Annotated in this window: 40 protein-coding genes; all 40 read right to left on the reverse strand. The window is 40.8% G+C overall.

The window, feature by feature from the left end; all coding sequences use genetic code 11:
• Positions 1–48: 48 nt before the first annotated feature.
• The 40 genes from QM818_RS00950 to QM818_RS01145 all read right to left on the reverse strand — a co-directional run bounded on the left by QM818_RS00950 (position 49) and on the right by QM818_RS01145 (position 25,961).
• Positions 49–741 carry a histidine phosphatase family protein gene (locus QM818_RS00950; protein ID WP_023946791.1) on the reverse strand — a complete coding sequence of 231 codons (693 nt, stop codon included), beginning with the start codon at positions 739–741 and terminating at the stop codon, positions 49–51.
• 244 nt (positions 742–985) lie between these two features.
• Entirely contained in the window at positions 986–2,323 is a 1,338-nt protein-coding gene (locus QM818_RS00955) for a PFL family protein (RefSeq protein ID WP_414299800.1), read from the reverse strand.
• Between the two features lie 9 nt (positions 2,324–2,332).
• Positions 2,333–2,599, reverse strand: coding sequence for an ACT domain-containing protein (locus tag QM818_RS00960; RefSeq protein WP_414299801.1), 267 nt, complete (start codon positions 2,597–2,599; stop codon positions 2,333–2,335).
• Positions 2,600–2,863: 264 nt separating this feature from the next.
• Complete coding sequence (rplQ, locus tag QM818_RS00965) at positions 2,864–3,250, reverse strand: 50S ribosomal protein L17 (protein WP_000331493.1); 387 nt, start codon at positions 3,248–3,250, stop codon at positions 2,864–2,866.
• Positions 3,251–3,261: 11 nt separating this feature from the next.
• Positions 3,262–4,197, reverse strand: a complete 936-nt coding sequence (locus QM818_RS00970) for a DNA-directed RNA polymerase subunit alpha (RefSeq protein ID WP_000568988.1) — start codon at positions 4,195–4,197, stop codon at positions 3,262–3,264.
• A gap of 42 nt (positions 4,198–4,239) precedes the next feature.
• The gene (gene rpsK, locus QM818_RS00975; protein ID WP_001118385.1) at positions 4,240–4,623 is read right to left on the reverse strand and encodes a 30S ribosomal protein S11; all 384 of its coding nucleotides are present in this window, start codon (positions 4,621–4,623) and stop codon (positions 4,240–4,242) included.
• A gap of 17 nt (positions 4,624–4,640) precedes the next feature.
• A complete protein-coding gene (gene rpsM, locus QM818_RS00980; RefSeq protein ID WP_000090781.1) occupies positions 4,641–5,006 on the reverse strand; it encodes a 30S ribosomal protein S13 in 366 nt (121 codons plus the stop codon).
• Between the two features lie 17 nt (positions 5,007–5,023).
• Positions 5,024–5,140 carry a 50S ribosomal protein L36 gene (rpmJ, locus tag QM818_RS00985; RefSeq protein WP_001808836.1) on the reverse strand — a complete coding sequence of 39 codons (117 nt, stop codon included), beginning with the start codon at positions 5,138–5,140 and terminating at the stop codon, positions 5,024–5,026.
• A gap of 24 nt (positions 5,141–5,164) precedes the next feature.
• On the reverse strand, positions 5,165–5,383 hold the full coding sequence (gene infA, locus QM818_RS00990) for a translation initiation factor IF-1 (protein WP_001029883.1): 219 nt from the start codon (positions 5,381–5,383) through the stop codon (positions 5,165–5,167).
• Positions 5,384–5,499: 116 nt separating this feature from the next.
• Positions 5,500–6,138, reverse strand: a complete 639-nt coding sequence (locus QM818_RS00995) for an adenylate kinase (protein WP_001050436.1) — start codon at positions 6,136–6,138, stop codon at positions 5,500–5,502.
• Between the two features lie 149 nt (positions 6,139–6,287).
• Positions 6,288–7,598, reverse strand: a complete 1,311-nt coding sequence (gene secY, locus QM818_RS01000) for a preprotein translocase subunit SecY (protein WP_000465403.1) — start codon at positions 7,596–7,598, stop codon at positions 6,288–6,290.
• A gap of 12 nt (positions 7,599–7,610) precedes the next feature.
• Positions 7,611–8,051 (reverse strand): 50S ribosomal protein L15, encoded by a 441-nt coding sequence (gene rplO, locus QM818_RS01005; protein ID WP_000766087.1) that lies wholly within the window; start codon positions 8,049–8,051, stop codon positions 7,611–7,613.
• A gap of 144 nt (positions 8,052–8,195) precedes the next feature.
• Complete coding sequence (gene rpmD / locus QM818_RS01010; RefSeq protein ID WP_000057241.1) at positions 8,196–8,378, reverse strand: 50S ribosomal protein L30; 183 nt, start codon at positions 8,376–8,378, stop codon at positions 8,196–8,198.
• Between the two features lie 13 nt (positions 8,379–8,391).
• Positions 8,392–8,886: a 30S ribosomal protein S5 gene (gene rpsE / locus QM818_RS01015; protein ID WP_000874202.1), complete on the reverse strand. Its 495-nt coding sequence runs from the start codon at positions 8,884–8,886 to the stop codon at positions 8,392–8,394.
• Between the two features lie 17 nt (positions 8,887–8,903).
• Positions 8,904–9,260 (reverse strand): 50S ribosomal protein L18, encoded by a 357-nt coding sequence (rplR, locus tag QM818_RS01020; RefSeq protein ID WP_000624044.1) that lies wholly within the window; start codon positions 9,258–9,260, stop codon positions 8,904–8,906.
• 83 nt (positions 9,261–9,343) lie between these two features.
• Positions 9,344–9,880, reverse strand: coding sequence for a 50S ribosomal protein L6 (rplF, locus tag QM818_RS01025; protein WP_049546952.1), 537 nt, complete (start codon positions 9,878–9,880; stop codon positions 9,344–9,346).
• A gap of 187 nt (positions 9,881–10,067) precedes the next feature.
• Positions 10,068–10,466 (reverse strand): 30S ribosomal protein S8, encoded by a 399-nt coding sequence (gene rpsH / locus QM818_RS01030; RefSeq protein WP_000245504.1) that lies wholly within the window; start codon positions 10,464–10,466, stop codon positions 10,068–10,070.
• A 284-nt stretch (positions 10,467–10,750) separates the two neighbouring features.
• A complete protein-coding gene (locus QM818_RS01035; protein WP_001085697.1) occupies positions 10,751–10,936 on the reverse strand; it encodes a type Z 30S ribosomal protein S14 in 186 nt (61 codons plus the stop codon).
• 17 nt (positions 10,937–10,953) lie between these two features.
• Positions 10,954–11,496 (reverse strand): 50S ribosomal protein L5, encoded by a 543-nt coding sequence (rplE, locus tag QM818_RS01040; RefSeq protein ID WP_000013542.1) that lies wholly within the window; start codon positions 11,494–11,496, stop codon positions 10,954–10,956.
• Between the two features lie 23 nt (positions 11,497–11,519).
• Positions 11,520–11,825, reverse strand: a complete 306-nt coding sequence (rplX, locus tag QM818_RS01045; RefSeq protein ID WP_084862773.1) for a 50S ribosomal protein L24 — start codon at positions 11,823–11,825, stop codon at positions 11,520–11,522.
• A gap of 78 nt (positions 11,826–11,903) precedes the next feature.
• On the reverse strand, positions 11,904–12,272 hold the full coding sequence (gene rplN, locus QM818_RS01050) for a 50S ribosomal protein L14 (RefSeq protein WP_000616545.1): 369 nt from the start codon (positions 12,270–12,272) through the stop codon (positions 11,904–11,906).
• A gap of 25 nt (positions 12,273–12,297) precedes the next feature.
• A complete protein-coding gene (gene rpsQ, locus QM818_RS01055) occupies positions 12,298–12,558 on the reverse strand; it encodes a 30S ribosomal protein S17 (protein WP_000440801.1) in 261 nt (86 codons plus the stop codon).
• 24 nt (positions 12,559–12,582) lie between these two features.
• Complete coding sequence (gene rpmC / locus QM818_RS01060; RefSeq protein WP_000772918.1) at positions 12,583–12,789, reverse strand: 50S ribosomal protein L29; 207 nt, start codon at positions 12,787–12,789, stop codon at positions 12,583–12,585.
• Between the two features lie 9 nt (positions 12,790–12,798).
• Positions 12,799–13,212, reverse strand: coding sequence for a 50S ribosomal protein L16 (rplP, locus tag QM818_RS01065; RefSeq protein ID WP_000960946.1), 414 nt, complete (start codon positions 13,210–13,212; stop codon positions 12,799–12,801).
• A gap of 3 nt (positions 13,213–13,215) precedes the next feature.
• On the reverse strand, positions 13,216–13,869 hold the full coding sequence (rpsC, locus tag QM818_RS01070) for a 30S ribosomal protein S3 (RefSeq protein WP_000529936.1): 654 nt from the start codon (positions 13,867–13,869) through the stop codon (positions 13,216–13,218).
• Between the two features lie 12 nt (positions 13,870–13,881).
• Positions 13,882–14,226: a 50S ribosomal protein L22 gene (gene rplV / locus QM818_RS01075; protein ID WP_000818137.1), complete on the reverse strand. Its 345-nt coding sequence runs from the start codon at positions 14,224–14,226 to the stop codon at positions 13,882–13,884.
• A gap of 11 nt (positions 14,227–14,237) precedes the next feature.
• Entirely contained in the window at positions 14,238–14,519 is a 282-nt protein-coding gene (gene rpsS, locus QM818_RS01080) for a 30S ribosomal protein S19 (RefSeq protein ID WP_000533766.1), read from the reverse strand.
• Between the two features lie 103 nt (positions 14,520–14,622).
• Positions 14,623–15,456, reverse strand: coding sequence for a 50S ribosomal protein L2 (gene rplB, locus QM818_RS01085; protein WP_000512911.1), 834 nt, complete (start codon positions 15,454–15,456; stop codon positions 14,623–14,625).
• 17 nt (positions 15,457–15,473) lie between these two features.
• Positions 15,474–15,770 (reverse strand): 50S ribosomal protein L23, encoded by a 297-nt coding sequence (locus tag QM818_RS01090; RefSeq protein WP_001055347.1) that lies wholly within the window; start codon positions 15,768–15,770, stop codon positions 15,474–15,476.
• Positions 15,770–16,393: a 50S ribosomal protein L4 gene (gene rplD / locus QM818_RS01095; RefSeq protein ID WP_000024549.1), complete on the reverse strand. Its 624-nt coding sequence runs from the start codon at positions 16,391–16,393 to the stop codon at positions 15,770–15,772. Before rplD ends, QM818_RS01090 begins: the two co-directional genes overlap by 1 nt.
• A 24-nt stretch (positions 16,394–16,417) precedes the next feature.
• Positions 16,418–17,044 (reverse strand): 50S ribosomal protein L3, encoded by a 627-nt coding sequence (rplC, locus tag QM818_RS01100; RefSeq protein ID WP_000160197.1) that lies wholly within the window; start codon positions 17,042–17,044, stop codon positions 16,418–16,420.
• 81 nt (positions 17,045–17,125) lie between these two features.
• Positions 17,126–17,434, reverse strand: coding sequence for a 30S ribosomal protein S10 (rpsJ, locus tag QM818_RS01105; protein WP_001284513.1), 309 nt, complete (start codon positions 17,432–17,434; stop codon positions 17,126–17,128).
• 244 nt (positions 17,435–17,678) lie between these two features.
• The gene (locus QM818_RS01110) at positions 17,679–18,305 is read right to left on the reverse strand and encodes a uridine kinase family protein (protein WP_049546951.1); all 627 of its coding nucleotides are present in this window, start codon (positions 18,303–18,305) and stop codon (positions 17,679–17,681) included.
• Entirely contained in the window at positions 18,302–18,892 is a 591-nt protein-coding gene (gene nrdG / locus QM818_RS01115) for an anaerobic ribonucleoside-triphosphate reductase activating protein (protein ID WP_001064217.1), read from the reverse strand. Before nrdG ends, QM818_RS01110 begins: the two co-directional genes overlap by 4 nt.
• The gene (locus QM818_RS01120; protein WP_049546950.1) at positions 18,885–19,391 is read right to left on the reverse strand and encodes a GNAT family N-acetyltransferase; all 507 of its coding nucleotides are present in this window, start codon (positions 19,389–19,391) and stop codon (positions 18,885–18,887) included. Before QM818_RS01120 ends, nrdG begins: the two co-directional genes overlap by 8 nt.
• 43 nt (positions 19,392–19,434) lie before the next feature.
• Positions 19,435–19,575 carry a hypothetical protein gene (locus QM818_RS01125; RefSeq protein WP_049546949.1) on the reverse strand — a complete coding sequence of 47 codons (141 nt, stop codon included), beginning with the start codon at positions 19,573–19,575 and terminating at the stop codon, positions 19,435–19,437.
• 11 nt (positions 19,576–19,586) lie between these two features.
• The gene (nrdD, locus tag QM818_RS01130) at positions 19,587–21,794 is read right to left on the reverse strand and encodes an anaerobic ribonucleoside-triphosphate reductase (protein WP_049546964.1); all 2,208 of its coding nucleotides are present in this window, start codon (positions 21,792–21,794) and stop codon (positions 19,587–19,589) included.
• Between the two features lie 119 nt (positions 21,795–21,913).
• Positions 21,914–23,464, reverse strand: coding sequence for a hypothetical protein (locus QM818_RS01135; RefSeq protein WP_024056946.1), 1,551 nt, complete (start codon positions 23,462–23,464; stop codon positions 21,914–21,916).
• A gap of 254 nt (positions 23,465–23,718) precedes the next feature.
• Positions 23,719–25,251, reverse strand: a complete 1,533-nt coding sequence (gene cls / locus QM818_RS01140; protein ID WP_414299802.1) for a cardiolipin synthase — start codon at positions 25,249–25,251, stop codon at positions 23,719–23,721.
• A 245-nt stretch (positions 25,252–25,496) separates the two neighbouring features.
• Entirely contained in the window at positions 25,497–25,961 is a 465-nt protein-coding gene (locus QM818_RS01145) for an SP_0198 family lipoprotein (RefSeq protein WP_261034549.1), read from the reverse strand.
• Positions 25,962–26,038 lie beyond the last annotated feature (77 nt).

The raw sequence follows: 26,038 nt of genomic DNA on the forward strand, positions 1-26,038 counted from the left end.
TGATATTCCTACTAGATTCCTAGTTCATTGCAAGCAAGTCTAGACTAATTAAATAGAGACTTCCTCCATCTTCTCACGTCCTAGTTGTCGGTAACTACTGTCACCGACAACTTCTACGCTAAACTGGCCGTCCTCATATTCAAGTATCGTCACGCTACCATTATCGAGACCATGCGGATGCATGCCATTAATCAGATACACAATGGTTCCAATGGTCATTCCGTGGCTCACGACTAGGGCATTGCCCCCACCTTGCTCTTCCATTTCTTTGGCAATCGCTTCAAAACCTTCCTTGATTCGGCCACTGAGTTTTTCCCATCCTTCAGCCCAACCAGCTGTATCGACCTCTACCAACCCCTCAGCCAGTTCAGCATAAGACAATTGGTGAACATGATCCACATTAAAGATACGAGGAATAATGCCCATGAAAAGATCACCATCATAAGCTCCGTCAAAGCTACCAAAACACCATTCTCTGATACGTTTGTCCATGCGATAAGGGATTTTCCCCTGCAAACCAAGTTCTTCAAGAATAATTCCCATTGTCTGAATGGTGCGGCCAGAATCACTGGAATAAGCGCGATCAAACTGTAGACCAGATTCTCGCAAACCGATTCCTAATTCTTGAATCCCTCGTTCACCTTCAGCTGTTAAAGGAGTATCGCTCCAACCTTGCGCGCGACCAATCGTGTTAAACATGGTCTTGCCATGACGTACCAAATACAATCGTACTTTTACCATTTTCCGTCCTCCGTTTACTTCTATTATATCATGGATGATAAAACAAAAGCCACCCATACAGGCGACTTTTGCAGGAGATTATTATGAAAAAGTTTAGGAGTTCTATTAAATAAAGATATTAGATGAAAATCAAATTCAAACTAAATCAGTGTTATCTGTTTCAAATAATATTAGGAGGTCCTTATTTAATGATTATAGTATACACATCCAACCTTAAATAGAACTTAAAATTTCTCCTATTTTCTTAATTTTTAAAACTATGAATTGGTGCTGGGATTTGTCCTCCACGAGAGATGAAATCAACAGACGAAGCCCCATTGACCTTCATAACTGGAGCTGTACCAAGAAGACCACCAAACTCAATCATATCTCCCTCTTTTCCTTTGGGAATAATACGAACAGCTGTTGTTTTCATGTTAATAACACCAATTGCAGCCTCATCTGCAATCATGGCCGCAATGGTTTCAGCAGGAGTATCTTCTGGGATAGCAATCATATCCAAACCAACGGAACAGATAGCCGTCATAGCTTCTAGTTTTTCCAAATTAAGAGAGCCATTTTGCACTGCAGCAATCATTCCTTCATCCTCTGAAACAGGGATAAAGGCACCAGACAAACCACCAACTTGGTTGCAAGCCATAACTCCGCCCTTCTTAACTTGATCATTCAAGAGAGCCAAGGCAGCCGTCGTCCCGTGTGTTCCAACTGTCTCAAGTCCCATTTCCTCAAGGACACGTGCAACAGAATCTCCAACCGAAGGAGTTGGCGCCAAACTCAAGTCTACAATACCAAACTCCACACCCAGTCTTTCACTAGCCATCTGACCAACCAATTGACCGATACGAGTGATTTTAAAGGCAGTCTTCTTGATCGTTTCGGCTACTACATCAAAACTCTCTCCACGAACTTTTTCCAAGGCACGTTTCACCACACCAGGACCAGAAACTCCGACATTGATGATAACATCTGCCTCCCCAACACCATGGAAGGCACCCGCCATAAATGGATTGTCCTCAACAGCATTAGCGAATACAACCAACTTAGCTGCCCCCATATCAGATAGAGTTGCCGTTTCCTTGATAATTCGTCCCATATCTGCGACAGCCGTCATATTGATACCAGACTTGGTTGAGCCTATATTGACTGACGAGCAGACCTTATCCGTTTCAGCCAAAGCACGAGGAATAGAATTGATGAGAATCTCATCTCCCTTTTGATAACCCTTTTGTACCAAGGCTGAAAAACCACCAATAAAGTCCACACCAATCTCTTTCGCAGCCTTATCAAGTGCTTTTGCCAGAACCACATAGTCTGTCGCATCTGTCGTCGCCCCAATCAGAGAAATAGGAGTCACCGATACACGCTTATTAACGATTGGAATTCCCAACTCAGCTGCAATTTCATCCCCAACAGCCACTAAATTAGCTGCCTTGCTCGTAATCTTTTGATAAATTTTTTCCGCAGCACGATTGATATCTGGATCAATACAGTCCAAAAGGGAAATCCCCATGGTAATGGTTCTAATATCAAAGTTTTGCTCCTCAATCATGGAGATGGTTTCAGTAACTTGTCTAATATCCATGTGCACCTCCTAGATATTATACATAGCTTCGAAAATCGCTGCACTCTGAATGTTGATTTTCACATTCAAAGTTTGCCCAAAAGCTTCAAATTCATTACGAAGATAGGTAAAATCTTGCTTTTTATCACTAGAGACGATAGCCATCATCGTGAAATATTCATCCAAAACAGTTTGAGAAATATCATCAATATTCAAACCCAATTCTGCAATTTTACTAGAAACACCTGCAACAATTCCAGATTTATCTTTACCAACAACAGTTATAATCGCTTTCATAAGCAAACTCCAATTCTTCTTTTAATAGGAAACCTGAACATTAAACAGGATTCTTTTCAAATAGTATAGCATAATTCCAACTAAAATACTCAAAAACGCCTGCTTACGAAGTTGTTCTTAAGAAAAAAACAATTTCGTAAACAAGCGTCTACTATCCCAACTTATGATGAGTGTTCCCGCTAGGACCGAAATCCTAGCGGTAGACCAGAGCTAGACTAAGAGCACAAGACTCCATCATCATAACACTCAACAAAATTGATGATTTTATACTAATTCGATGATCGCCATTGGCGCTGCATCACCACGACGTGGTTCAGTTTTAAGGATACGAGTGTATCCACCGTTACGTTCAGCATAACGAGGTGCGATTTCTGAGAACAATTTTTGAAGTGCTGTAGTAGAAGTGTACTTATCAGTTGCTTCATCATAGTTTTCAGATGCGATTTCATTACGTACGAAAGCAGCTGCTTGACGACGTGCATGCAAATCACCACGTTTACCTAGAGTAATCATTTTTTCAACAGTTTTACGGATTTCTTTAGCACGAGCTTCAGTTGTCACGATTGATTCGTTGATCAAAAGGTCAGTTGTCAAATCGCGAAGCATTGCTTTACGTTGTGAGCTAGTGCGTCCTAGTTTACGGTAAGCCATGTATTCCTCCTTTATTTATCTTTTAATCCAAGACCCAAATCAATGAGTTTGAGTTTCACTTCTTCCAAACTCTTGCGTCCAAGATTTCGTACTTTCATCATCTCTGCTTCAGATTTTTCTGTCAAATCATGCACAGTATTGATACCGGCACGTTTCAAACAGTTGTATGAACGCACAGACAAGTCCAGTTCCTCAATCGTACGATCCAAAATACGGTCGTCAGATTCAGTATCAGCTTCTTTCATCACTTCAGTTGACTTAGCAATCTCAGTAAGATTTGTAAACAAATCAAGATGTTCTGTCAAAATACGTGCTGAAAGCCCTAAAGCATCTTCTGGAATAATTGTTCCATTTGTCAAGATTTCAAGGGTTAATTTGTCAAATCCATCATTGCTACCTACACGAGCAGGTTCCACTTGATAGTTGACTTTTGTAACTGGTGTATAAATAGAATCTACAGCAAGTGTTCCAACTGGTGCATTATCCTTTTTATTTTCATCAGCAGGTACATATCCACGACCACTGTTAACAGTCATAGTCGCTTTTAGAGAAGAACCTTCACCGATTGTAAAGAGATAATGATCTGGATTTACAATTTCAATATCGCTATCTGTCAAAATGTCACCAGCTGTTACTTCAGCAGGACCTTCAACATCCAGTTCGATGATTTTTTCGTCTTCAACGTACGATTTCACTGCAATTCCTTTAATGTTCAGAATGATTTGCATCACGTCTTCACGAACACCTGGAACTGTGTCAAACTCATGCAACACACCATCAATATTGATAGATGTCACAGCTGCTCCTGGTAGAGAAGCTAGAAGTACACGACGAAGAGAGTTACCAAGAGTTGTACCGTAGCCACGTTCAAGTGGTTCGATTACAAACTTGCCATAATCTTTATTTTCATCAATTTTTGTTATATTTGGTTTTTCAAACTCGATCATTTAGTTACTCCCTCTTAAACGAAAAGCAGTGTAATGCGATGATTATACACGGCGACGTTTTGGAGGACGAGCACCATTGTGTGGCACTGGAGTCACATCACGAATTGCTGTTACTTCAAGACCAGCGGCAGCAAGCGCACGAATAGCTGACTCACGACCAGAACCTGGACCTTTTACAGTAACTTCAACTGATTTAAGACCGTGTTCTTGTGCAGATTTAGCAGCAGCTTCAGAAGCCATTTGAGCAGCGAATGGTGTAGATTTACGAGAACCTTTGAAACCAAGAGCACCAGCTGATGACCAAGCAATTGCATTACCATGCACATCAGTAATCATAACAATAGTGTTATTAAATGTAGCGTGAATATGAGCAATACCAGATTCGATATTCTTTTTCACACGACGTTTACGTGTTGGTTTAGCCAAGACTTTTACCTCCTATATTATTTTTTCTTACCAGCAATCGCAACAGCTTTACCTTTACGAGTGCGAGCGTTGTTTTTAGTGTTTTGTCCACGGACAGGAAGTCCACGACGGTGACGGATACCACGGTATGAACCGATTTCCATCAAACGTTTGATGTTCAAGTTTACTTCACGACGAAGGTCACCTTCAACTTTGATTGCATCCACTTCACGACGGATAGCATCTTCTTGATCTGATGTAAGATCACGTACACGAACATCTTCTGAGATTCCAGCAGCAGCTAAAATTTTCTTAGATGTTGCAAGTCCGATACCATAAACATAAGTCAATGAGATTACTACGCGTTTGTCATTTGGAATGTCAACTCCAGCAATACGAGCCATGTTTTCTCCTTTCTATCTTATCCTTGACGTTGTTTGTGTTTTGGATTTGCTGGGCAAATTACCATAACACGACCATTACGACGAATAACTTTACAGTATTCGCAAATTGGTTTGACCGATGGTCTTACTTTCATTTCTTATCCCTCCAAGTTTTTCGATTATTTAAAGCGGTAAGTGATACGTCCACGTGTCAAGTCATATGGACTCATTTCGACAGTAACACGATCTCCCGCTAAAATACGAATATAGTTTTTACGAATTTTACCAGAAACTGTTGCTAAAATCTGATGTCCATTTTCAAGTTCAACCGTAAACATTGCATTCGGCATTGTATCAACTACTTTGCCTTCAACTTCAATCACATCGTCTTTTGCCACGCAAAAGCACCTCCATAAATTTCGATTCGATGCCTCTAGACACAGAGACAACAATTATAAGTCAGACTATCTCAGTATAACATTTGTAGCGGATTTTTGCAAGTGTGAAAAACGCTTTATTTTAAATTTGTCAATACTTTTTCGATATCTGAGAAGACATCATTGATATCTTGATTACCTTCGATGTCATGAACCAAACCTTTGGCACGGTAGTGAGCAATGATTGGTTCCCCTTGAGCAATATTAACGTCCAAACGACGTTTTACTGTCTCAGGCTTATCATCTTCACGTTGGTAGTAATCTTCTTCTTTATAGTCAACTGGTGGGTTAAAGACCTTGTGGAAAGTTTCTCCAGTTACGCGGTGGATGATACGGCCACTCAAACGTTCCAAGAGGCTGTCTGGATTCACTTCGATGTTGATAACACCTTCTAGTTCGATGCCAAGTTCAGCCAATGTTTTGTCCAAGGCATGAGCTTGTTCGATTGTACGTGGGTAACCATCCAATAAGAATCCTGTTTCTTTAATATCATCTTGTGAAAGACGTTCTTTTACGATTCCATTTGTAACTTCATCAGGAACCAATTCACCCTTGTCAATGTATGACTTAGCAAGAACACCCATTTCAGTTTGATTTGCCATTGCAGCTCGGAACATATCACCTGTTGAGATATGTGCAACATGGAATTGTTCTACGATTTTTGCTGCTTGAGTTCCCTTACCTGCACCAGGTAAGCCCATAATCAAAAGATTCATGATTTGATCTCCTTATTTTATTTTTAAATAGAAGCAAAAAGTCTTTTCACCCCTATTTAAAAACAAAATAGAAGAGGGGAGACCAAACTCTCACTAATGTTAGAGTTAAACCTCCACTCCCTCAGTATTTACTGATTTCGTAAATACTTTTATTCTGTTCTGTCCATGAAACCAACATACTTACGTTTCAATAGGTAACCTTCCAATTGTTTGATTCCTTCAATACCTGTAGAGATAATGATCAAAAGACTGGTTCCTCCAAAAGCAACTGCTTCTGAAAGTCCGAAAACATCTTTTGCTACAATCGGCAAAATAGAAATCACACCAAGGAAGAGGGAACCAACAGTTGCAAGACGACGAAGAAGTTTAGACATATATTCTTCTGTACCTTTACCAGGACGAACTCCGTGGATATAGGCACCGCTCTTTTGTAAGTTCTCTGCAGCTTTTTCAGGATTAATCTGTACAAACGTATAGAAGAATGTAAAGAGAATAATCAACAAAGCATACATGGCAATACCAGTTGGTGAAGTTGTTGCCAACATTTCTTGTGCTGTTCTTACCCAAGCCCAATCATGACCTGTAGCGCTCAAAAACTGAAGAATAGCCGCTGGCGCTGCAGTAATCGAACTTGCAAAGATAACAGGGATAACTCCAGCAGGGTTTACCTTCAAAGGAAGGTAAGAGCTAGATGGAGCACCTTGTGCAACCTTAGTATATTGGATTGGAATTTTGTATTCTGCTTGTTGAACATAAGTTGTAAAATAAATGATCAACAATACAGTAATAATCAAAATGATTACGAAAATGATAGATGAGTTGATACGGCTACTTGGGACGTTCACAAAGTAGTCCACATAGATGCCCTGAATCATCTCTGGAATTGATGCAACAATCCCGGCAAAGATAATCATAGAAACACCATTTCCGTATCCCTTATCTGTAATTTGCTCTCCCAACCAAGTCACAATCATACTACCAGCTGTTAAGATGATACCAATCATGATAAAGACTTGTGGAGTAAGAGCTGTTTTCAACAATTGAGCTCCAGCCAAAGTATTAAAACCAGCTGTAATTCCGATAGATTGCACAAAAGCTAGAACAAGAGCAATATAACGAGTAGCTTGATTTAATTTTCTTCGACCTACTTCCCCTTGTTTACCCCACTCTACAAACTTTGGTAAAATATCCATTTGCAAGAGTTGGACAACGATAGAGGCCGTAATGTAGGGACTAACACCAAGAGCAAAAACTGAGAAGTTTTTCATGGCATTCCCTGAGACCAAGCTCAACATGTTTAAGAAGGATAATCCACTTAAAGCATTCAAGCTATTGGCATTCACACCAGGAACTGTAATGCTAGTTCCGATACGAAAGACCAAAACGATAAAAATTGTAAATAAAATTTTTGATCGAACCTGCTTGACTTTAAGAGCTTCTCTTAATAATTTAAAAAACATAGGTCACCTCTCTTAGATGACTTCTACTGAACCACCTTTAGCAGTGATAGCTTCTTCAGCTGATTTAGAGAATTTAGCTGCTTTCACAGTCAATTTCTTAGTCAACTCACCGTTACCAAGAATTTTAATACCTGATTTTTCAGCTTTAACAATTCCTGCTTCGATAAGAACAACTGGAGTAACTTCAGCACCATCTTCAAAGACGTTCAATTGGTCAAGGTTCACAATTGCGTATTCTTTAGCGTTGATGTTAGTGAATCCACGTTTTGGAAGACGACGGAACAATGGAGTTTGTCCACCTTCAAAACCAAGGCGAACTCCGCCACCGCTACGAGCTTTTTGACCTTTTTGACCACGACCAGATGTTTTACCGTTACCTGATGAAGTACCACGACCAACGCGGTTACGTACTTTACGAGAACCTTCTGCAGGTTTCAATTCATGAAGTTTCATTTTTATTTTCTCCTCTTTTGTAAAATGCTAGCGCCGATAAGGGAGAAAAGGTTGTCTCCCCCATCAACTCGCCTATACGACGTCATCATAGATGACTATATCTAGTTTTAGGGGATGGTATAGTGCACATCCCCTAAAAATTCATTAGTTTACTTCTTCAACTGTTACCAAGTGAGATACTGCAGTGATCATACCACGGATAGCAGCGTTATCTTCTTTAATAACAGAGCTGTTCAATTTGCCAAGTCCAAGTGCTACAACAGTTTTACGTTGTGATGGAATGCGTCCGATTGGAGACTTAGTCAAAGTAATTTTAATTTGAGCCATTTTATCCCCTTTCTTATGCCAAATCAGAAACTGAAATACCACGAAGGGCAGCAACTTCTTCAGCGCGTTTCAATTGTTTCAAACCTTCAACAGTTGCACGAACAATGTTGATTGGAGTGTTAGAACCAAGTGATTTAGATGTAATATCTGCCACACCTGCCAATTCCACAACGGCACGAACTGCACCACCAGCCGCAACTCCAGAACCTTCTACAGCAGGTTTCAACAATACTTTAGCTCCACCGAATTCTGAAAGAACTTCGTGTGGGATTGTTGTTCCAACCATAGGAACTTCGATCAAGTTTTTCTTAGCATCATCTACTGCTTTACGGATTGCTTCTGGAACTTCTTGAGCTTTACCAGTACCAAATCCTACGCGACCGTTGTGGTCACCAACAACAACAAGAGCTGCGAAACGAAGACGACGTCCACCTTTAACAACTTTTGTAACACGGTTGACAGCAACTACGCGTTCTTCTAATTCAACTGCATTGTCTTTAAATGCCATTTTCTAGTGTCCTCCTATTAGAATTTCAATCCGTTTTCACGAGCTGCATCAGCCAAAGCTTTCACACGTCCGTGATATAGATATCCACCGCGGTCGAACACCACTTCTGAAATACCTTTAGCGTTTGCACGTTCTGCAACGAGTTTACCGACAGCAACGGCTTGTTCAGTTTTAGTTCCTTTTGAAACTTCTTTGTCAAGAGTTGAAGCACTTGCGAGCGTTACACCCGCTACGTCATCAATCACTTGAGCGTAGATGCCTGTATTAGAACGGAATACGTTCAAACGTGGGCGATCAGCAGTTCCAGAGAGTTTTCCGCGAACGCGACGGTGGCGTTTTTGGCGGAGTTTGTTTTTATCTGGTTTTGAAATCACAGTTTTCACCTCTTTAGTTTTAAATCGTGTGCTATGCACAAAGTTGGAAAATAGGTTGGTGGTTGAGACTCAACCACTCAACATTATTTACCTGTTTTACCTTCTTTACGGCGAACGAATTCACCAACGTAACGGATACCTTTACCTTTATATGGTTCTGGTGAACGAAGGCTACGTACGTAAGCAGCTGTTTGACCAACTACTTCTTTTGAAATTCCGCTAACAACGATTGTTGTTGGATTTGGAAGTTCAAAAGTAATTCCTTCTGGAGCTTCAACTTCGTCTGGATGAGATTTACCAACAGCCAAAACAAGTTTAGATCCTTGAAGTTGTGCACGGTAACCAACCCCGCGCATTTCAAGTTCTTTCTTGAATCCTTCTGATACACCAATAACCATGTTGTTCAAAAGGGCACGAGTAGTTCCGTGGATAGTTTTCATTTCTTTTGAATCGTTTGGACGGTGAAGAGTTACTTCACTACCTTCCACACGGATTTCAATATCTTTTGAGAACTCACGAGTAAGTTCTCCTTTAGGTCCTTTTACAGTTACAACGTTGTCATTGTTAGTGATTTCTACACCAGCAGGCAACACGATAACTTTATTACCAATACGTGACATGTTTATTTTCTCCTGTTAGATTGTCAGGCCTAAACGGCCAGTTTTCACGGGGTTAAATCGATTCCTCGATCTAAAGGAACATTTAGGTTTCAATTTCAAAGTGAATCTAGGCATCGTCTCGCAGGCATAACTTTGGGTTAGGCAAGAGACGATAACGAAGAGTCACAAAGAAATTGGGAGCTAAATATTACCAAACGTAAGCGATAACTTCTCCACCAACATTCTTTTGGCGTGCTTCTTTATCAGTGAGCAAACCTTCAGAAGTTGAAAGGATAGCAATTCCAAGTCCGTTAAGAACTTTTGGAAGGTCTTCACGTTTTTTGTAGACGCGAAGTCCTGGTTTAGAAACACGTTTCAAGTTAGTGATAACTTTTTCACCGTTTGGTCCGTATTTAAGGAATACACGGATGATGCCTTGTTTGTCATCTTCGATGATTTCAACGTTTTTTACAAAACCTTCGCGTTTAAGGATTTCAGCAATCCCTTTTTTGATGTTTGATGCAGGTACTTCAAGTACTTCGTGTTTAGCTTGGTTAGCATTACGAATACGAGTTAGGAAGTCTGCGATTGGGTCAGTCATAACCATTTTGTTTTTCTCCTCTTACTAGTAGTTTGCAAGTTGCACTTGCTAGTTAATACATGATACAAAGAGCGTAACAGCAAGAGCAAAAATAGGCAATTTGATGCAGGAGCGATGCTCCAAAGAAAATTGGTCTTTTTTGCCAAAGCTGTAGCTCGTGTTCAAATTGGCAAGCCCAACTGAACCCGGGCTAAACTCTGTGTGAAAAAGATAAACTTTCCTAGAAACTTCAGTTTCTTCGTCAAGTTTCCTATTTTCACTTAGAGTTTTGACGCCCTTGATATCTTAAATTACCAAGATGCTTTTGTTACACCAGGGATTTGTCCTTTGTAAGCTAATTCACGGAAGCAAACACGGCAAAGTTTAAATTTGCGGTAAACTGAATGTGGACGACCACATTTTTCACAACGAGTATAAGCTTGAGTAGAGAACTTCGCTGGACGTTTGTTCTTAGCAATCATTGATTTTTTAGCCATTAGATTTACCTCCTATATTATTTTGCAAAAGGCATTCCAAGGCCTGTAAGCAATGCACGTGACTCTTCGTCAGTGTTAGCAGTTGTTACGATAACGATGTCAAGACCACGAGTTTTGTCAACGTCATCGAAGTTGATTTCTGGGAAGATCAATTGTTCTTTCACACCAAGTGTGTAGTTTCCGCGTCCATCAAATGATTTTGTTGGAACACCGTGGAAGTCACGTACACGTGGAAGTGAAACTGAAACCAATTTATCCAAGAATTCGTACATACGTTCACCACGAAGGGTAACTTTTGCACCGATCGCAACACCTTCACGAAGACGGAAGCCGGCGATTGATTTTTTAGCTTTAGTGATAAGTGGTTTTTGACCTGAGATAAGTGCCAATTCTTCAGCAGCTTTTTCAAGGCTTTTAGCGTTTGATACAGCTTCACCAACACCCATGTTCAAAACGATCTTATCTACTTTAGGCACAGCCATCACTGATGAGTAGTTGAATTGTTCTGTCAAAGCAGGAACTACTTCATTAAGATATTTTTCTTTTAAACGATTTGCCATTATACTTCTCCTTTCCTTCGTGATTAATCAAGCACTTCGCCTGATTTTTTGTTGTAGCGAACTTTTTTACCGTCTACAAATTTGTAACCAACACGACCAGCTACACCATTTTTGTCCAAAACTTGAACGTTTGATACGTGGATAGCTGCTTCTTTTTCGATGATCCCACCTTGAGGAAGCTCGTTAGTTGGACGTTGGTGTTTCTTAACGACGTTAACACCTTCAACGATAACTTTGTTTACTTTTGGAAGGGCAGTAAGGACAACAGCTTCTGTTCCCTTATCTTTACCAGCGATTACGCGAACTTTGTCGCCTTTTTTTACAAACATTAGGTTTCTCCTTGATTTTTCTTACGCCCATAAGGGCACCCTGGAGGTAAATCCAGGGGACTAGTTTGTTTCTAAAAATTAAAGTACTTCTGGAGCAAGTGACACGATCTTCATGAAGCCACCTTCACGCAATTCACGTGCAACTGGGCCAAAGATCCGTGTTCCGCGAGGAGTTTTGTCTTCACGGATGATAACTGCTGCGTTTTCGTCAAATTTGATGTATGAACCATCAGCACGACGAGCACCTGATTTAGTACGAACGATAACTGCTTTAACAACGTCACCTTTTTTAACCGCACCACCAGGAGTAGCTTGTTTTACAGATGCCACGATAACATCACCGATGTTTGCAAATTTACGTCCTGAACCACCAAGAACTTTGATAGTCAAGATTTCGCGAGCACCGCTGTTGTCTGCGACTTTCAAACGAGTTTCTGTTTGAATCATTTCAGTTTTCTCCTTTCAGGTTTGATTAGATGATGACCGCTTCTTCAACAACTTCTACAAGACGGAAACGTTTTGTAGCTGAAAGCGGGCGAGTTTCCATGATACGTACGATATCGCCTTCTTTGGCAACATTGTTTTCATCATGAGCTTTGTATTTTTTAGAGTAGTTAATACGTTTACCATAGACTGGGTGGTTACGTTTTGTTTCAACTACAACTGTGATTGTCTTGTCCATTTTGTCAGATACAACACGTCCAACAAGAACTTTACGATTATTGCGTTCCATTGAAATTTCTCCTTCCCTAGTCTATTATTTCGCTTCAGATTGAACTGTTTTGATACGAGCGATTTGTTTTTTAACTTCTTTCAAGCGAGCTGTTTGTTCCAATTGACCAGTAGCAGCTTGGAAACGAAGTTCAAACAATTCTTTTTTCAATTCGTTTTCGCGCTTCGCGAGTTCTTCTTGAGAAAGACCACGAAGTTCTTTAACAAATTCTTTTACTTCATTAAGTTTCATGCCTTCTCCTTATTCTGCTTCACGTTTTACGAATTTACATTTAACTGGCAATTTGTGGCTAGCAAGACGAAGCGCTTCGCGAGCGATCTCTTCAGATACACCAGCGATTTCGAACATCACTTTACCACGTTTAACTGGTGCTACCCAACCTTCAGGTGCCCCTTTACCAGATCCCATACGCACACCGATAGCTTTAGCAGTGTATGATTTGTGTGGGAAGATTTTAATCCAAACTTTACCACCACGTTTCATGTAACGAGTCATGGCGATACGAGCAGCTTCGATTTGGCGGTTAGTGATCCAGTGGCTAGTTGTAGCTTGAAGACCGTATTCACCGAATGCTACTTCTTTTCCACCTTTTGCTTCACCGCGCATTTTTCCACGGAATTCACGACGGTGTTTAACACGTTTAGGTACTAACATTGGTTATTTACCTCCTTTAGTGTTTTTGCGAGCTGGAAGAACTTCACCACGGTAGATCCATACTTTAACACCAAGTTTACCGTATGTAGTATCTGCTTCTTCCCAAGCGTAATCGATATCTGCACGAAGTGTGTGAAGTGGAACAGTTCCTTCAGAGTATCCTTCAGCACGGGCGATATCTGCACCGTTCAAACGACCTGATACTTGAGTTTTGATTCCTTTAGCTCCAGCACGCATTGCACGTTGGATTGCTTGTTTTTGTGCACGACGGAAAGCAACACGTTGCTCCAATTGACGAGCAATTCCTTCACCTACAAGGTGAGCATCCAAATCAGGTTGTTTGATTTCGATGATGTTGATGTGTACTTGTTTTCCAGTCAATTTGTTAAGTTTCGCACGGAGTGCATCAACGTTAGCACCACCTTTACCGATAACCATACCTGGTTTAGCAGTGTGAAGTGAAACGTTAACTTTGTTTACTGCGCGTTCGATTTCGATAGTTGAAACTGCTGCGTCAGCAAGTTCTTTTTGAACGAATTTACGGATTGCAAGATCTTCATGAAGGTAATCCGCGTATTCTTTTTCAGCATACCATTTGGCATCCCAATCACGGATGATGCCGACACGCATACCAATTGGATGTACTTTTTGACCCACGATTTTACCTCCTTATTTTTCTGCAACAGCTACAGTGATGTGAGCTGTACGTTTGTTGATTGGTGAAGCTGAACCTTTCGCACGTGGACGGAAACGTTTCATAGTTGGTCCTTCGTTTGCGAATGCTTCAGATACTACCAAGTTAGCTTTATCCAAACCAAAGTTGTTTTCAGCGTTAGCTACAGCTGAGTTCAAAACTTTCAAGATGATTTCAGCAGCTTTGTTTGGAGTGAATGTCAAGATTGCGATTGCATCGGCTACGCTTTTACCACGGATGTTATCAAGAACAAGACGTGATTTACGAGGTGAAACACGTACTGTACGAGCCATTGCTTTAGCTGAAGTAATTTCTGCCATTTATGTTCTCCTTATTTTCTACGTGTTTTCTTGTCGTCTGCAGCGTGACCTTTGTAAGTACGAGTTGGTGCAAATTCACCAAGTTTGTGACCTACCATGTCTTCTTGGATGTAAACAGGTACGTGTTTACGTCCGTCATAAACTGCGATAGTGTAACCAATGAAACTTGGGAAGATCGTTGAACGACGTGACCAAGTTTTAATAACTTTTTTCTTTTCGTCGTTAGCTTGAGCTTCAACTTTTTTCATCAAATGCTCATCGACGAAAGGTCCTTTTTTAAGACTGCGTCCCATTTTTATATTTTCTCCTTTAAATGTTGTACCACAGCGGCTTGCGCTCACAAGCAGCGCTACCGAGCTGGCGGATTTACTAGTTGCTTAAGCGACTAGTTTAATATTATTTCTCGTTGCGACGACGAACGATAAGTTTGTCAGATTTCGCTTTCTTGTTACGAGTTTTAAGACCAAGAGCAGGTTTGCCCCATGGAGTAGATGGTGCTTTACGACCAACTGGTGCTTTACCTTCACCACCACCGTGTGGGTGATCGTTAGGGTTCATTACAGAACCACGAACTGTTGGGCGGATACCTTTCCAACGGCTACGTCCTGCTTTACCAAGGTTTACAAGTCCATGTTGTTCGTTTCCGACAACACCAACTGTAGCACGACAAGTTCCAAGAATCATACGAACTTCACCTGATTGAAGACGAACAAGAACGTATTTACCTTCAGAACCCAATACTTGAGCAGATGCTCCAGCAGCACGTACCAATTCACCACCACGACCTGGTTTCAACTCGATGTTGTGGATCAAAGTACCAACTGGGATGTTAGCAAGTGGAAGAGCGTTTCCGACTTTGATATCTGCTTCTGGACCTGAAACGATACGTTGACCTACTTCAAGACCTTTTGGAGCGATGATGTATGCTTTCACACCGTCAGTGTAGTGTACAAGAGCGATGTTTGCAGAACGGTTTGGATCGTACTCGATTGTTTTAACAACTGCTTCAACATTGTCTTTGTTACGTTTGAAGTCAACCAAACGGTAGAAACGTTTGTGTCCACCACCTTGGTGACGAACTGTGATACGACCGTTGTTGTTACGACCAGCCTTGCTCTTCAATGCAACAAGCAATGATTTTTCAGGAGTGCTTGTTGTGATTTCAGCGAAATCCAAAGAAGTCATATTACGGCGACCGTTTGTTGTTGGTTTATAAACACGAATTCCCACGATATTTCCTCCTTAGATTATTCAGCTTCAGCAGCAAACAACTCGATTGCTTTAGAATCAGCTGTAAGTGTGATGATAGCTTTTTTAGTTTTGTTAGTAAAACCAGTGTAACGTCCAACACGTTTAGCTTTTGGTTTTACGTTGATTGTGTTAACATTTGCAACTTTAACACCTTCGAAAGCAGCTTCAACAGCTTGCTTGATCAAAAGTTTGTGTGCACGAGTGTCAACTTCAAATACATATTTTCCTGCTTCAAGTTGAGCCATTGAGCTTTCAGTGATTACAGGTTTTTTGATAACATCATACAAATTCATTATGCAAGAACCTCCTCGATTTTAGAGATAGCTGCTTGAGTAACAAGAAGTTTGTCACTATTTGCGATGTCAAGAACACTTGCAGTTGTAGCAGTCGCAACTTTCACGTTTGGAAGGTTACGAGCTGAGAGAGCTGCGAATTCGTTTCCTTCTTCAAGAATAACAAGGACTTTAGAATCGATGCTCAAAGCTGCAAGAACTTTTGCAAATTCAGCAGTTTTTGGAGCTGTAAATTCAAGAGAATCAACGGCTACAAATTTATTTTCAGCAACTTTTTCTGAGTAAACAGATTTAAGCGCAAGGCGACGAACTTTTTGAGGAAGTTTGTACGCATAGCTACGTGGAGTTGGTCCGAAGACGATTCCACCACCACGCCATTGTGGAGAGCGGATAGAACCTTGACGAGCACGTCCAGTTCCTTTTTGACGCCATGGTTTGCGTCCGCCACCTGAAACAGCTGAGCGGTTTTTAACTGCGTGAGTTCCTTGACGAAGGCTAGCACGTTGGCTGATGATCACATCAAACACAACAGATTGGTTTGGTTCGATACCAAAGATTGCATCGTTAAGAACAACTTCGCCAGCTTGTTTACCAGTTTGGTCGAATAATGTTACATTTGCCATTTTGACTGTATTCCCCTTTCCTTATTATTTACCAGCTTTAACTGCTGACTTGATAGTGATAAGAGATTTCTTAGCACCTGGTACGTTACCTTTGATAAGGATAACGTTCTTTTCTGGAACAACTTGTACAACTTCAAGGTTTTGAATTGTTACGCGGTCACCACCCATACGTCCTGCAAGGTTTTTACCTTTGAATACGCGGTTAGGTGCAACAGGTCCCATAGAACCTGGACGACGGTGGTAACGAGAACCGTGAGCCATTGGTCCACGTGATTGTCCGTGGCGCTTGATAACACCTTGGAAACCTTTACCTTTAGAAGTACCAGTTACGTCAACAACGTCTCCAGCTGCGAATGTTTCAACTGTGATTTCAGCACCAACTTCCAAGCCTTCAACGTTTTTGAATTCACGAATGAAGCGCTTAGGAGCCGTGTTAGCTTTCGCTACATGTCCTTTAGCAGGTTTGTTGCTCAATACTTCGCGTTTGTCATCAAAACCAACTTGGATAGCGTTGTATCCGTCTGTTTCAACAGTTTTAACTTGAAGAACAACGTTTGGAGTTGCTTCAATAACTGTTACAGGGATCAATTCGCCAGCTTCAGTGAAGATTTGAGTCATTCCCACTTTTTTCCCTAAGATTCCTTTTGTCATGAGAAAATAGTTCCTTTTCTATATTTTTATTCAAAAAGTTTTTAACGAGCGTTTTTTATGCTCAAGATATCAAGCTTTAGATTAAAGTTTGATTTCTACGTTTACACCACTTGGAAGATCCAATTTCATCAAAGCATCAACTGTTTTTTGAGTTGGGTTAACGATATCGATCAAACGTTTGTGTGTACGCATTTCAAATTGTTCGCGAGAGTCTTTGTATTTGTGAGTCGCACGAATGATTGTGTAGAGGCTACGTTCAGTTGGAAGTGGGATTGGACCCGCAACTTGTGCACCTGTACGAGTAGCTGATTCTACGATTTTTGCAGCCGCTGTGTCAAGCGTACGGTGTTCGTAAGCTTTCAAACGGATACGGATTTTTTTGTTTGCCATCTTTTTCTCCTTTTCGTCTATTTAAGATAATAGGCTAGCTCCACAAGAAAACCGACGCGGTGTTGCGTGGCAATGCAACCGAGCGTGTCGCAACCTCTTGCATCAAAGCTAAGGCTGTAATTTACAGCACCATAATAGAATAACACAAAGCCCCTGCGATTGCAAGGGATTTGTTGCTGTTTTTTAAAATTTTTAACATGAAAATGTTTTCCTATTTTTTCTTTCTAGAATTAGGGATTTTCTTCTATATAAATTGAGTTCTCTTGAGCTCAAGTTTGCCTTCTGATTGGTCCACTAAGATATCCGCCTTAGACTCAGTTTCTTTATAGTATTGCAGATACTGCTCCCGTCTCATCTGATGACTAGCCAATATAAAGGATGCATCACGATTTCTCACAGTCGTATCTCGAGCTAGGCGCCACTTTAATTCGGTGTCCTCATCCGTGTAGAAACAGATAGTTTTGTCAAAGAGTTCTTTGGGTAAAAAGCCAACAGACATCCCTTCGACAATCAGAATTGGTTTTGCTCCAGACAAGACCTCACTAGCCTTCCAAGGTTCTTCAATTGTTAAGATATCCATACCCGCCTGTAAGGCCAGAATATCTCGCTGCAAACTCGTCAGTTCATGCGCCACTGGAAGACAGGCTGTCACCTTTTGATTCGGCGCGTCCTTTGGTACTACCAGATGGCGTCCAGAGGTGATATAAGGATCTGTTTCTAGCAAATTTACTGTAGTAGAATCTAAAGCTTGGTACAATTCCTCTGCAAAGGTCGATTTACCTGAAGCACCATGACCGTATATTCCCAGTGTCTTGACTTTTCCTGCTTTTATTTCTGAGACCAGTTCTTCTATTAAGTCTTTTTTCTTCACTCTCTCTTCACCTGTTCATAGCTTTCTTTTCCATCATTGAGCTTGTCCCAAATCACTACTTGCCCACTTTTGAGTGATTTTTGCACATCGATGATGCGTTGATTGGACGAACCTCGAAACTGGAGCATGAGATTTCTCTTAGTTCGGTCATACCGTCCATCGACAAGGATGTCAATTAACGACAATAGTTCCAGTTTATCTGGAGTTTCCAACATCATTTCTTCCCATGTATAGCCCGTCCAGGACCAGATATCCTTATCTGGCAATTCTTTCCGAATACGCTTCACGAGTGGCAAAAGAATGCCAGTATTGAGAAAAGGTTCCCCTCCCAGCAAGGTCAATCCTTGAACATAGGGCTGGGCAAGGTCTGCCATGATCTGTTCTTCTAATTCTGCTGTATAGGGAATGCCAGCATTGAAGGACCAGGTAGCTACATTATAGCACCCCTCACAGTGAAACATGCAGCCTGATACATAGAGGGAATTCCGCACACCTTCTCCATCCACAAAGTTAAAAGCCTTGTAGTCAATGATACGCCCTTGACTGAGTTCCTCGCTTTTCCATTCTTGTGGTTTTGGATTATTCATTCGCTACCTCTATCCAATAACGCTCTACACCATCACGAACATCCTCAAGGAGCCCACCATTTGCTAAAATGACTGCTCTGCTAGCAGGATTATTCACGCTACAGGTCACCAGAGCTTTCTTGATATTCTTTTCCTTAGCAACTTGCAAGCCCTGACGGAGAGTTTCCTTAGCATAACCCTTGCCTCTTTCTGATGGACGAATGGAGTAGCCAATGTGGCCACCTTCTTCTAGTAAAAAGTTACTGAGGCGCAACCGGAGATTAAGAAATCCAATTGCTTTACCTTTCACAGAAAAAGCTACTAACTGAATTGCGGGAACCCATCCTTCAGTCAAATTAATCCCCATTTCCTGATTCTGATTACTTTCCAACCATTCCTCATAAGAAAAATTTTCTGTATCCCAGAAACCACCGTCGTGAGGCGACTGATATTTTTCAAACTCTTCCATCATCTCTAAAACTGTTTCTTTATCTGCTAAACTTGGTCTGCGTAATTCCATCCTTACCTCCCACTAAGAGAAAAGCGAGAGCTGACTCTCACTTTTATTTCTTCTTATTCTTATTTAAAAATTGTTCTCTGAGGTTGAGCAAGTGTTCTTTCTTACCAGCTCCACCTTTAGAGTGTTTCTCGTGATAACGGGTCACTTGTGCACGTCCCTTATCATCTAATTGATATTTTCCCATTTCAGTTCTTTCTAATTTGTTACTTGATGGCCAGCTATTTTAATCGTTGAACCATTCATGTGTTTGACACGCGCTGCGATTTCCTTGTGACGCCCATTGACCATCGGTCTCGCTTGAGGATTACCTAAATAGCCACAAGTCCGTTTAACAACGTCTACTGTTTTAGGGTCGCTATTGCCACAGTTAGGACAAGCAAATCCTCTCTCAGTTGGTTCAAAATCCCCTTCAAAGTCACACTTGTAGCAACGGTCAATTGGTGTATTGGTCCCAAGATAGCCCACACGGTCATAGGCATAGTCCCAGACAGCTTCCAAGGCCTTTGGATTTTGCTGAAGGACTGGATACTCACAATAATGGATGAAACCACCCGACGCACCTGCTTCTGGATAGACTTTCTCAAAATCCAATTTTTCAAACGGTGTTGGATTTTTACGAACATCGTAGTGGAAAGAGTTGGTGTAGTATTCCTTATCTGTAATATCAGGAATAGAGCCAAACTTGTCTGTATCTAGTCGACAAAAACGGTCTGTCAAACTTTCAGATGGTGTTGAGTAGATAGAGAAATGATAGCCATATTGATCTGACCACTCTTCTACACGGCGTTTCATATCGCGAATGATGTCTAGCGTGAATTCCTTAGCATCTGGATTACTTTCCCAGCTGTTACCAAAGAAAACTGTCGCTACTTCGTACAAACCGATATAGCCTAGTGAAACTGTCGCACGACGATTCTTAAAGAGCTGGTCAACGCTTTCTTCTTTACCTAGACGATGACCAAAAGCACCGTATTGATAAAGGATAGGAGCATTTGCTGGTGTTGCTTCCTTGGTCCGTTCGACACGATAAACTAGAGCATCTTCTGCAATGTTCATCCGCTCGTTAAAGATTTCCCAGAACTTATTCATATCACCTTCAGACTCAAGGGCAATACGAGGAAGATTGACCGTCACCACCCCTAGATTCATACGGCCAGAGTTAACTTCAACTCCATTTTCATCCTTCCATCCTTGAAGGAATGAACGACATCCCATCGGAACCTTGAAGGAACCTGTCAATTCGATAATCTTATCATAAGACAAGACATCTGGGTACATCCGCTTGGTTGCACACTCAAGAGCCAACTGCTTAATGTCGTAGTTGGGAGTCCCTTCTTCTAAGTTGAGTCCTCTTTTAAGCGTGAAGATAAGTTTAGGGAAGATAGCTGTGCGGTGTTCTGAACCAAGTCCCTTGATTCGGATGTTCAAGATAGCTTTTTGAATTTCACGCTCAAAACGATTGGTTCCCAGACCAAAACCTAGTGAAGTAAAAGGTGTTTGCCCATTTGAAGTGAAGAGAGTATTGATTTCATACTCGAGAGATTGCATGGCATCATAGATGTCCTTTTGCGTTTTCTTCCAAGCGTAATCTTCCCGTTTGTCAGGTAAGACCCATTCTTCCGCATCCTTGAGGTGTTTTTGGTAATTCTTCTCTGCATAAGGCGCCAAAACTTCATCGATACGGTCAGCTGAACAGCCACCGTACTGGCTAGAAGCAACGTTGGCGATAATTTGAGAAATCTGAGCTGTCGCAGTCTGGATAGACTTGGGACTTTCTACCTCTGCATTTCCAATCTTAAAGCCATTCTCCAACATACCTTTAAAATCAATCAAACAGCAGTTAGTCATAGGTGTGTAGGGGCTATAATCCAAATCATGATAGTGGATATCCCCCTTTTGGTGGGCATTGGCTACGTGCTTAGGGAGCATTTGCAGTCCGATTGATTTCCCAACAATCCCCGCCGTCAAATCACGCTGGGTATTAAAGACATCGCTGTCTTTATTAGCATTTTCATTGACAACGGCCTGGTCTTTGTTGAGAAGTTTATGGATGCTAAAGTTGATATCTGTCGCTTTTGAACGCTCAAAATCCCTTTGTGTCCGATAAGTAATATACTCCTCAGCTAGCGCATATTCTTTGGCTTCAAGGAGTTCATGTTCTACGATATTTTGAATTTCGTAAATCTTAACCCCCTGTGGAAAGCGACTATGAATTTCTGTGACAATTCGCTCGGTCAGAGCATTGAGGCGTTTTTCGACCAGGGGTGTCACATCCATAACCTTGTCAGCCGCCTTGTGGAGAGCCTTGTCAATCTTGTCCACATCAAATACAACACGTCTCCCATCTCGTTTTTCAACGAAGAGAGTTGGCAAAATTGTAATTTTTTCTTCTAGTGCAATCATATGCATGCTCTTTTCTAAAATGTTCTTTCTAAAAAGTATTATACCACTCTAAAAAGAAAAATCAATATCTTGTGTTAAAAATCCTAAAATTTTTAAAAATACACAAGATATTGATTTAGTTATTTAATTTTATAGACTTTAAACTCTGAGTAATCAGTCTTTACTGGTTGGTAATTTTCTTTTAAGAGTGTCTCCACTTCAGACCAGACTGCTACCTTATCGTTCACCACAATCACCTTAGGTTGGTTTTCTTTCAAGTCATTGAGTAAACTAGTTTTATTCTCTTCTGTACTCGTGTAAAGAAGAGGCGATGGGAACATGGATCCAGCCAAACGCTGGCTTTCTTTATACATCTGAACATGTGAATCCCAAATATAGATTTGGTCACCATCACTCGTCTCTTGTTTGACTCTATCTACCACTTGATGTTGTTCTCTATAAGAAGCTGGATGCAAGACAAAACGAGCTACAAAAGGAATTGCAATCAGATAAACCACCACTAGGATCGGTAAGTAGAGATTCCCTTTCATGAATTTTTTCCATAGAGTAGGAACTTCCTCTCTTCTCCGACGACGAGCTCCTCTAGCTGAATGTTTCCCACGAATACTGGTCATCAAAAGAAGGAGTAAAAATGGAAGGATTAGAATCAAACGCGAACCGTGAAGAGGTTCTTGAGAAAAAAGCAACAAGGCTAATACAAATAAGAAAGTAAAACTAGCTGGTACTGAAATAACATATAATCTTGATGCCTTTGATTGGAACAATCCTAGAAAAACAAGGAAGAGAGCTCCTAAACCAAAGGTCAACAAACCATAGAATACAACATTATCCATTAGTTGAGGATTCAAGACCTGAAGGGAATCAATCGGATATAAAAGACTCCCTAGAGCCTCTCCAAAACCACCTGAAGCAAGAACATAATATCCTACTGGGTAAAAGATGAGAGAAAAGCCAAGTGCTGCTGCAAAAAACTGATAAACTCCATGAGCAAGGCGGCCATGCCCAACATTAAAGACAAATAAACCAATCGTTACTACTGCAATAAAGAAAAGACTTGTAAGAGGCTCTATGAAAAATGATAGGGCCAAGAAAATCCCCAGACGTAGAAATCCCTTGTCATGGTTAGGATTTGATAGATAAGCTGCTATGAACGAAAATCCTGCAAACAGAAATGGCAAAGCTAAAATCGTAGCATATCCTCCTCCAAAACCGAGACCGGATACCAAAATATAAAATATGGTTAAGAGTTGCTTGGCTTGCTCCCTTTGTCCCGTCAGATAGTCAGTTGAAGAAAAGAGGAAATAACCTCCTCCTAAGAGGGCTAGCCATTCTACCAAGGCAAAAAGAATGCCTCCTTGGGTGATGTAAAGTAGCAAGTAATAAATAAGACCGTGACTAGCATAATAGCTACTGTAGAGCTGTCCTCCCTGATGCCAAGCCCACCCTATATACAAATCCTGCGCCTGAGAGGGACTTACCATATCTAAAAGTAAAGGTATCACCACAGAAAAAAACGTTGCAATCGTACTTCCAATGATGAGTCTGAAAAACGGGAAAGCTACCTGTTCTTCTTTTTCTACATGAGATTCAAGGTTCCTATCCAATCTATTTTCAATGTCATTACTCTGTATCGTTTCGGATACTTCTTCGATTCTGCCATATACAGCCATGTCGTTTCTCCTATTCAATTTATCTGTCTTAGTATATCAAAAAGACCTAAAATTGTCAGCTTGCGATGGCTGTTTGAGTGATTTTTTGCATAGTTTCACAAAGGTTTCAATTTCCCGAAATCGGTGTAAATGCGTCTGTTTAAATGACATGATATAATCCAATTCTTTCTGAGTCAGCATCATTCCCCCTCTATCTTTCTATTCGTAAAAGGCAAGAAAAATAGGACTGGGTTGTGTCCTAAGTCCTAGATTTCTTATAAGATTGGGGCAAATAACTGGGCAATTTCCTTAATCAATTTTTGATACCAGCTATTTTTTATCGTATGAGGGAAAATTTCTTGAGATACTGAAAAAATCTCCTCAAAATCTTTTTGAATCTCTGTGATTGATGCCGTTTTATATAGCAAAACTGCATCTTCATAGTGATGAAGCAAACTTCTATAATCTAAATTAATCGTTCCAACTGCAGCAAAGTCCTTGTCCACTAGGATTTGTTTACTGTGGATAAAGCCTGGACTATACTCAAAAATCCTGACTCCTGCTGACAAAAGATCCGGATAGGCTCCTCTTGTTATGAGCTGGATTAATTTTTTATCCGGAATGAAAGGAGTCACGATGCGGACATCAACACCCCTCATGGCTGCATTTTTAATACTCTCAGTTAAATCATAGTCAATAATCAAATAGGGTGTTGTGATATAGACTGAATCAGTAGCCTGATTAATCAAACTTTGATAAACTTTTTTCCCTACTTGAGTACGGAAGATGGGCTTGGGTCCACTACCGTAAGGAATGCAGAGCCCTTGGCCAGAACAAGGCTGATTTTCCAGGTGATACTGGTCAAAATCGCTGATTTCCCCACGATTGATGTACCAAGTCATCAAAAAAAGACGGGTTAGAGCCTTGACACCAGGGCCATCTAAGCGAATCCCACTGTCCTTCCAATAGCCAAAGCGTTCTATATGATTGATGTACTCATCGGCTAAGTTAATGCCTCCTGTATAGGCTACCTGACCATCTATGACAAGGATTTTACGATGGTCCCGATTGTTGTAAGCCACCGTCAAACGAGGAATCACCTTGTTAAACTTATGGGCTTCAATTCCTCGACTACGAAGTTGAATAGTATAGTCTCCAGGCAAAGTCGCCATACAGCCGATATCATCATAGAGCATCTTGACCTCTACACCCTGAGCTGCCTTTTGCTCTAGTATATCTAGTATGCTATTCCACATCAAACCTTCTTCGACAATATAGTACTCTAGAAAGATAAATTTCTCAGCTTTCTTGAGGTCTTCCAACATATGTTGCCACATGCTTTCACCCGAAGAAAAGAATTGTGAATCTGTTCGATCATAGACATCGGCATTGCTATCCATACTTAGCAAAGATTTGATAACTCCGTAAGCCGCCTTATCATCTTCCTTCAATTTCTGGCGGAGAGCTTTACTGTTATCCTCCCGAAAATGCATAGAACCAAGTTTGTCCAACTGCTTGATTTCTTTTTTGGACAATCGCCTTTCACCAAACATCAGATAGAGCAAGGGTCCGATGACAGGAACAAAAGTTACCACTAACCACATTACTTTACTATCAGGTGTCATGGAACGGTTGACAATAGCGACAATGGTCGCCATACTCATAAAGATTAAGACAATAATCCATAAAATAGGGGCCATCCGCCCTAAATAAAGAAAGAGACCAAAAACAAGACACAGTTCAAGCAGCATAATCGAAAGACTAAAGCCATACTTGGACATCAATAATTGAAATTTCCTATATTTCATATCCCCTCCTTGATAGTTTGAATGCTAAAAACAGGTAATTGATACTCTTCGAATTCAAACCACAATCAAAGTCAGCTTCACCTTGCCGTACTTAAGTACAGCCTGCGGCTAGCTTCCTAGTTTGCTCTTTGATTTTCATTGAGTATGATACTAGTATAACGCAGGTATTCGGTAGAAGGCAAGTATTTATAATCATTTTTCTGAGTAAAAGCAAAAGAGACTGACAAAACCAGTCTCCTTCCAGTCTATTTTGATAAAACAATGCGATCAGACGCTTCTCTATCCCTATCGTCAATAATCATCTGATTGCCATTAATTGCATAAATCTTGACATCATCCCCAATAATCATGCGTTGATTAGCGGCATCGAAGCTAACCTGCTTGATTTCTTGATCTCCGTCAGTTTCTACCTGTGTCCAGGTGCCCGTTGTACCAGTTACCACTAAAGTGATACGGTCTCCCTCGTCCTGACCGGTATAGGTTCCATCAATATCAGTTGGTTGAGCCTCAGGAGCATTTTGTGAAGAACTTGTTGCTGCCTGGCTGCTATTTTCTGTAGAAGATGAAGCAGCAGATTGTGATTGCTGAGTTTGTTGTGTTTGCGAGTGAGTTGCTGGTTGTTGAACTTGTTGTGCTCTTTGTGAACAAGCTACTAAAAGACTAAGACTTGCTAGAGAAGCAAGAGAAAGTGTGAATCTTTTTAATTTCATGATAAATTTCCTTTCTGCTACCAATTTACAGAATTTTTTCCCTCTAACTAGTAGTTTCCCTAGTATAACAAGTTCAA

Origin of the sequence: Streptococcus mitis (assembly GCF_047464035.1) — a bacterium.
In the GTDB taxonomy this organism is placed as follows: Bacteria; Bacillota; Bacilli; order Lactobacillales; family Streptococcaceae; genus Streptococcus; species Streptococcus mitis_DX.